Below are 7,236 nucleotides of genomic sequence, written 5' to 3'. Positions count from 1 at the left end.
GGGCCTGCGCCCCAGACACGATTTTGGACATGGCCGCTGAGCCGGCCATGTCCAAGCCTCCTTCTTGATCCCCGCCTGCAGCGGTCGTGAGGCTTTCCGCAAGCATTCTCTTTGCATCCGCCAATGTCGCACTTGCAGCCGCAAGGCGGCTTCGTTGCGGTTTTCCGCAACTCAAAATGGGTGTTTCTACCCTTGAAAGCACCAAAGTGGTGCTTTACATATTTAAGCATGCCACAAAGTACACACACATCCACTTTGCGCTACGATCTTGCTCCTGACGAGCAGGCGAAGAAGGCTTTCGAGGAAACCTTCGAAGCCTATGCGGCCATGCTGGCTATGCTGGACGATCTCGCCTCGGAAAAAGGCGGCGCCAATCTCGTTACCCTGCATGAGCTTGCCTACGAGACGGTGCGCGAGCGCACCCATCTGCCGGCCCGGCTGGTAACGCTCGGCCTGCGCGATTTCGCTTCCAACCGGAACCATGCGGCGAGGCCCGACCGGTTGCCGCTCGACGACAAGCTTTTCGCCATCAAGGGGCCGTCGATGCTGACCATCGCCACCGTACAGGGTCGCGTGTCCGTTCCCTATGACGTGGCGGGGTATTCAGCTGGCGTGTCCGGCATCTTTCCCGCGCAACTCGTTGCGCAGAACGGCAGCTACCAGATCCATATCGGTGTCACCACGCACGCGAACAGAACGGAGAAGACGATCATGACCAATGAAGGCATCCTTTCCCGCATGGGCCGCCTGATCGCCGGAATGGCGAATGCGGCTATCGACAAGGCCGAAGGCACCAACAAGGTCGCCGTCGTCGAACAGGCGCTGCGCGAAATCGATACGGCCGCCGACGAAGCGCGAGCCGATCTCGGCAAGTCGCGCGCCGAGGAATACCGCATCCTCAGCCGACGTAACGAGATCGGGTCTGACCTGCAGGCGCTGGACGAAAAGATTCGCACGGCGGTCACAGCCGGCCGAGACGATCTTGCCAAGGCCGGTGTTGCCCGCCAGATCGATCTGGAATCGCAGCTGGCAGCCCTCGATAAGGCGCTTGCCAATGCCCGTGAACAGTTGGCCGAAGGGAGCCAGGCGCTGCAGGCGGTGCTTGCCACCCGCCGCGAGGCCGAGGAACAGCTTGTCGCGCTGAAGCGCAGCCTTGAGCAGTTTCCGGAAGCCGGCGAGGGTGCGCAGGCACGCAAGAACCCGGCCGATGGCGCCGCCCGCGCAGCCGCCACGGTGTCTCGCCTGACCGGCGTTGCATCCGGCGATCACAAAGCCTCCGCCGAACTGGATGAACTCGACCGCCTGCACCGCGAACAGGCCATAGAGACGCGTCTCGCCCAGTTCAAATCTCATCAGACCTCTGGCCAGAACTGACGCCCATGGACCTTTTTCTTGCCCCTCAGGCGGCACCGTTCGCAGTGGCCAGCATCATTCTCGTCACCATCACGGTGCTCGAGATGGGCTGCCTTCTGCTTGGTGTGTCGCTCAGCGAGCTGGTCGACAAGGCGATGCCGGAAGGGCAGGGCGGCGGGCTTTCGGGCCTGATGTCCTGGGTCAATCGCGGCGGCGTGCCCATCCTCGTGCTGCTGATGATCTTTCTCGGCTTTTTCGCCATCAACGGCTTTGTGCTGCAGGCGGTCGCTCGCGCCATCTGGATGCCGCTGCCGGCGGTGCTGGCGTCGATCCCGGCCTTCGCAGTCGCCATTCCGCAGACGCGTTGGGCAAGCAGCCTCGTTTCGCGCATCGTCCCGCGTGACGAAACCTATGTCATCGATCCGGCCGATTTTGTCGGCCGGCTTGCCGAAGTCACTGTCGGCCCGCTCGACCAAGGGCTGCCTGGCCGCGTGCGTACCAAGGACCGCCACGGCAACTGGCACACGCTGCGCGCCCGCGCGGCGGTTGATGCCGATACCATTCCGATCGGCGCGGAAGTCCTGCTCGTCGATACCGTTTCAAACGTCTTCATTGCCATCGTTGCACCGTCGGACATGACCACGGAGCCGAACCCAAACTCTACGGAGCTTTCATGATATACGATCTGTTGTTGCCGGCCGGCATCGGCCTTGTCGCGATCTTCGGCATCGCCTTCATTGTCGCGTCGCTCTACACCCGCTCCAGCCGAGACGAAGCCTATGTCCGCACCGGCCTCGGCGGCCAGAAGGTCGTGCTCGACGGCGGTTCCGTCGTGCTGCCGATCTTTCACTCGATCGCCCGCGTCAACCTGAAGACGCTGCGACTGGAAGTGCGCCGCGGCGAGGGTGATGCTCTCATCACCAAGGACCGCATGCGTGTCGATATCGGCGCCGAGTTCTATGTCCGCGTCAAGCCGGATGCCTCCTCCATCGCGCTCGCTGCCCAGACGCTGGGTGACCGCACCAATGATGCCGAACAGTTGCGCATCCTCATCGAAGCGAAATTCGTCGATGGCCTGCGCTCGGTGGCCGCCACGATGAACCTGGACGCCTTGCAGGAACAGCGCATGGACTTCGTCAAGGCCGTGCAGGAAGCCGTCGGCTCAGACCTGCAGTCCAACGGTCTCGAACTGGAATCGGTATCGCTGACCCGTCTCGACCAGACCGATATCCGGCATTTCAACGCCAACAACTTCTTCGACGCCCAGGGTCTGGCCACGCTTACCCGCATCACCGAGGCACGCAAGAAGGAACGCAACGAGATCGTCCGCGATACGGAAGTTGCGATCGCCCAGAAGGATCTTGAGGCCCGCCAGCGTTCGCTCGAGATCGAGCGCACCAAGCGCGAGGCGGAACTGAACCAGGAACGCGACGTCGCCAACAAGTCGGCGGCCACCCGCGCCGAAACCGCGCAGCAGGAACAGGCCGCCAAGCGCGCCGAGGAAGAAGCTCGCATCGCTTCGGAACAGGCGATCGCCGAACGCGAGGCACTTGCCAAGCAGGCCCGCGAAAGCGCCAATATCGACGCCACCCGCGCCGTCCAGCAGCGTGACACGGAAGCCCGTCGCGACCTGCAGATCGTCTCGCAGGAAAGCGCCATCGCGGTTGCCAACAAGAGCCGCGAAGAGTCCGAATCCAAGGCCCGCGCCGAGGAAGCCCGCGCGCTGGCGATTGCAGCCGAGGAAAAGGTGTCGACCGCCAAGGCCGTCGAGATCGCCGAGCGTGAACGCCAGATCGCCATCATCGACGCCCGCAAGAAGGCCGAGACCGAGGCGACTGCCGTCACCGTCGGCGCCGAAGCTGAAAAGCAGGCGGCCGTCGACCAGGCCGATGCCATCAAGACGCTTGCCAACGCTGAAGCGGATGCCGCCATCATCCGCGCCAAGGGCGTGCTCGAAACCGGCAAGGCGGAAGCCGAAAGCGAAGCCCTGCTCAACGAGGCGCGCAATCGCTTGAGCGCCGCCATCATCGATTACGAGATCCTGCGCGAGCGTATCCGCATCATCCCGCAGGCGCTGGCGGAAGCCGTCAAGCCGATCGAGAAGATCTCCGATATCCGTATCTTCGACACCGGCGGCATGCTGGGTCGTGGCGGCGAAGGCGGTGGCTCGGGTATCGGCCTCGGCGAAGGTCTTGCCGGCCAGTTGCTGAACTATCAGGCCAACAAGTCTGTGCTCGACCAGTTGCTGAAGGAAGCGGGCTTTACCGGTGAAAACGCGATCGCCTCGCTGATGGGGGATCTGCAGGCGCCGGCAAAACCCAAGGCGACCGAAAATGCCTTGAAAGGCCCTCAGCCCGACAAGGCCTGATCAGACGACATGACGTGAGGGAGGGGGCGGAATCTCCGTTTCCTTCTTTTCCTGTCGGGCAATGCCGGCAGCTTGAGAGCATGGTGTGGAAACGGGGCCTCAAAAACTAAAAGTTGACTTTCGGTGCTTTGATCACTATTTAGAGTTTACCGATATTTTTCTTGCCGAGATTTGGTTACTGCGCGATTGGCACCGCGTATTGAACGACCCTCCCTTTAAAGCATCGTTATCATCATCCGCGACGCTTCCGCGTTGCGGTCCACGTCTATTGCTATGAGAGGGTTCATCATGACCACTGGCACAGTTAAATGGTTCAATTCCACCAAGGGTTTCGGCTTTATCCAGCCTGACAGCGGCGAAGCCGACGCATTCGTGCACATCTCCGCCGTTGAGCGTGCAGGCATGCGCGAACTCGTAGAAGGCCAGAAGGTCTCCTTCGAGCTGGAACGCGACAAGAAGTCCGGCAAGATGTCTGCCTGCAATCTCCAGGCCGTCTGATCCGGTATCCGCTTTCGTGTGACCACGGATGTACTGGCACTGCCGAAAGCGTAGGACACAGAAGGTCAGGCCAATGCCTGGCCTTTTTGTTTCCTGAAGACAGCGCTGTGGGCCATATGCGGCGCACATAAGTCGCTTTATCAGTTTAAAGTCTGCTCATTGCCTGAAGCTGAAACCGGCTTTCGGGATTATGCGCTGTCACTGACACCGGGGAAAACAATGAACGAGCAACACAGCAAGGCGCGACAAACCGCCGAAAAGGCATTCGACAAGACGAAGGTTCAGACCACGGCACGCGATCGCGCGCACGAAGAACTGGACTCGGTTGTGAAAGCTCGTCAAGAAAAGACTTCCCGCCTCCGGGAGGCGCGTTTGGCCATGGAAGCACGAAGTGCCATGCCTGATGCTGCAGCTAGTCCGGACGCGAACGTAAAGAAGTCCTAACCCGTCCATATTATTGATTTGCTTGAAAGTGATATGTTGAGCCACGCTGCGCTTCGTCACGTAGAGGAAGAACAAAAGAAATGACCAGCACGACCACCGCCATTCTGACTGTTGAGTTGACCCCAACCCAGATCCGGGGACTGAAGCTCGCGAAAGATGGCGACCTTCACCCGCAAGAGGGCAACAGGTGGACCCACCTCGGCGCTGCCGTCACGTATGCGAAAACCGATCGCTTCAAGGAACGTCCCTTGAAAATCAAGTTTGCGACGACGGCAACGCTCAACCAGTTGCGGGAATACGGTCTTCTGCAGGGCCTTGACCAGAATGCTGCAGATGCCGAATGCCCGCATGGCATAACGATGGCAGGCAAGATGTGGCTGCTCAAGCACAAGTAAGGATCATGGCCGTCTCATCTGGGCGGCCGGATCACGATCGGCACGATGCCGGCAACGATGGTCTCGTCGAAGATGACGAGGGCGGCGAAAGCCTTTTCGATTGCCAGGCATGTGGCGCCTGCTGTTCCTATTCCGAAGAATGGCCAAGGTTCACCACCGAAAGCGATGAAGCCCTGGATTTGATCCCGCTACAGTTCGTGGCGGCGGATCAACGGGGCATGCGCTGCGAAGACTCACGCTGCTCGGCCCTTACCGGCCGCGTGGGTGTCAGCACATCCTGCGGCGTCTACGATGTCCGTCCCGATGTCTGTCGAGAATGTTCCCCCGGAGATTACGCCTGCAAGACGGCGCGGGCAGCTTTCGGCATCAAGTGATGGCGTGCGGCGGGCACATGCCCCCTGCTGACCAATGCCGTCCGGAAAACCTGTCTCAGCCATCCCCATCTTTTGGCGCTGTAGCGTGCTCAAAACACTCGATCAGCATTTCCGTCAGCACACGGACCTTTCTCGCCGGGTGCTGCCCCGGCGGACGGATGACATAAATCCCGGCCGGTGGCGGCGGAAAACGTGTCATGACGGCAACGAGCGCGCCGGACGCCAGATGCTCCTCGGTCACGCCGTCCGGAATCCACGCGATGCCGACCCCTGCCAAGGCAGCGGCCGCCAGCGCTATCGCGTTATCGGCCTTGAAGCGGCCGCGTGGATGAACCGTCACGATTTCGTCGCCATCCATGAATTGCCAGGGTTCAGTTCCCTGCATGAGCGCCTGATGGCCGGCCAGATCCTCCGGTGTTTCGGGAGAGCCGTTTCTGCGAATGTAATCGGGGCTCGCGACCAGCTTTCCGTAAAGCGGGCCGACGCGTCGGGCGATCATGTTGGAATCCGGCAGATAACCGACCCGGATGGCGCAATCAAAACCTTCGGAAACGAGATCGACGAACCGATCGCTATAGGCCGTATGGATGTGCAGTTGCGGATGCCGCTGCGCCATGTCCGCCAGCACATGGGCAAAATGGGTGGGTCCGAAAGACAGCGGCACCGCAATCCGCAAACGCCCGCAAAGATCGCCGGTCGGCAGGATCGTCTCTCTTGCCTGATCGATCTCGACGCAGACCCGCGCCGCATGATCACGAAACGTCAGGCCCGCCTCGGTGAGGGCGGCCCCGCGGGTGGTACGCGCCAGAAGCTGGACACCAAGATCGTCTTCCAGCCGGGCAAGCCTTCGGCTGACCATCGATTTTGAAATCCCCAGCCGCCGCGCGGCAGGTGAAACGCCGCCGGCATCGGCCACTTCCACGAATGTTCTTAGCTCCTCGATATCCATTCGGCGTTCCTCAATCTGCGACACACTTCGGCATTTCTGGAGGCTACCGTATCGAAAACGGGAATGACAGTGTCCGCGTCGCAGGCGGCGTTGCTGTCGGCGCATGCCTGCCGGGAAACCTTGCTCACACAAAATGGCAGCGGAGGATTATTTATGACTTTTCGTAACGGCCTTGCTTCACTTCTTCGTCCCGAAGATTCCGTCGTGGTTCTGATCGACCACCAGCCCTATCAATTGGCAAATCTGAACAGCCATGAACCGCAAATGGTCATCAACAACACCGTTGGTCTGGCCAAAGCGGCGAAGGCATTCGGCGTGCCGACCATCCTGACGACCGTGATCGCCGATCGGGGTGGAAAGCTGTTTCCGCAGATCGCCGAGGTGTTTCCCGGCCAGGAGATCATCGACCGCACATTCATCAATACCTGGCAGGACCAGAAGACGGTGGATGCGGTGAAGGCGACCGGCCGCAAGCAGTTGATCATTGCGGGCCTGTGGACGGAAGTCTGCGTCGCCATGCCCGCAATACAGGCGCTCGGCGAAGGCTGGGACGTGACGGTTGTCACCGATGCTTCGGGTGGCACTTCGGTCGAAGCGCATGAAGTCGCCATCCAGCGGATGATTGCCGCAGGCGCAAACATGACGACCTGGCTGGCTGTCGCATCGGAATGGCAACGTGATTGGGCGCGGATGGAAACGGCTCAGAAAATCACGGAAGTCGTCGTGCAGCACGCTGGTGGCAGCGGCATTGCCTATCTGTGGGAGCAACAGCTGCTCAACACGCCGGTGCCGAACCCGGCCGGTTGATCCGGGCGGATCGATAATCGACCCACAAAGAAAAAGCCTCCTGCGATG

At 60.8% G+C, this 7,236-nt stretch carries 9 protein-coding genes; 8 read left to right on the top strand and 1 reads right to left on the bottom strand.

Features of this window, described 5'->3' with window-relative positions; all coding sequences use genetic code 11:
* The first annotated feature begins 228 nt into the window (after positions 1–228).
* The 7 genes from EDF70_RS13950 to EDF70_RS13920 all read left to right on the top strand — a co-directional run bounded on the left by EDF70_RS13950 (position 229) and on the right by EDF70_RS13920 (position 5,432).
* Positions 229–1,374 (top strand): PspA/IM30 family protein, encoded by a 1,146-nt coding sequence (locus tag EDF70_RS13950; RefSeq protein WP_132274415.1) that lies wholly within the window; start codon positions 229–231, stop codon positions 1,372–1,374.
* A 5-nt stretch (positions 1,375–1,379) separates the two neighbouring features.
* A complete protein-coding gene (locus tag EDF70_RS13945; protein ID WP_132274412.1) occupies positions 1,380–2,030 on the top strand; it encodes an OB-fold-containig protein in 651 nt (216 codons plus the stop codon).
* Complete coding sequence (locus EDF70_RS13940) at positions 2,027–3,721, top strand: flotillin domain-containing protein (RefSeq protein WP_132274409.1); 1,695 nt, start codon at positions 2,027–2,029, stop codon at positions 3,719–3,721. Before EDF70_RS13945 ends, EDF70_RS13940 begins: the two co-directional genes overlap by 4 nt.
* A 288-nt stretch (positions 3,722–4,009) precedes the next feature.
* Positions 4,010–4,219, top strand: coding sequence for a cold-shock protein (locus EDF70_RS13935; protein ID WP_132274406.1), 210 nt, complete (start codon positions 4,010–4,012; stop codon positions 4,217–4,219).
* Positions 4,220–4,438: 219 nt separating this feature from the next.
* A complete protein-coding gene (locus EDF70_RS13930; protein WP_132274403.1) occupies positions 4,439–4,663 on the top strand; it encodes a hypothetical protein in 225 nt (74 codons plus the stop codon).
* An 80-nt stretch (positions 4,664–4,743) separates the two neighbouring features.
* The gene (locus tag EDF70_RS13925; protein ID WP_132274400.1) at positions 4,744–5,058 is read left to right on the top strand and encodes a hypothetical protein; all 315 of its coding nucleotides are present in this window, start codon (positions 4,744–4,746) and stop codon (positions 5,056–5,058) included.
* A gap of 5 nt (positions 5,059–5,063) precedes the next feature.
* Positions 5,064–5,432 carry a YkgJ family cysteine cluster protein gene (locus EDF70_RS13920; RefSeq protein ID WP_132274397.1) on the top strand — a complete coding sequence of 123 codons (369 nt, stop codon included), beginning with the start codon at positions 5,064–5,066 and terminating at the stop codon, positions 5,430–5,432.
* A gap of 55 nt (positions 5,433–5,487) precedes the next feature.
* Here the strand turns inward: EDF70_RS13920 and EDF70_RS13915 are convergent, their stop codons facing one another.
* The gene (locus EDF70_RS13915) at positions 5,488–6,381 is read right to left on the bottom strand and encodes a LysR family transcriptional regulator (RefSeq protein ID WP_132274394.1); all 894 of its coding nucleotides are present in this window, start codon (positions 6,379–6,381) and stop codon (positions 5,488–5,490) included.
* Positions 6,382–6,534: 153 nt separating this feature from the next.
* Between EDF70_RS13915 and EDF70_RS13910 the strand changes: the two genes are divergently transcribed.
* Positions 6,535–7,188 (top strand): hydrolase, encoded by a 654-nt coding sequence (locus EDF70_RS13910; protein ID WP_132274391.1) that lies wholly within the window; start codon positions 6,535–6,537, stop codon positions 7,186–7,188.
* The last annotated feature ends 48 nt before the right edge of the window (positions 7,189–7,236 follow it).

Origin of the sequence: Neorhizobium sp. JUb45 (genome assembly GCF_004343585.1) — a bacterium.
Taxonomy (GTDB): Bacteria; Pseudomonadota; Alphaproteobacteria; order Rhizobiales; family Rhizobiaceae; genus Neorhizobium.
Note: the sequence above shows the minus strand (reverse complement) of the source record. Positions and strands in the feature narration are given on the sequence as shown.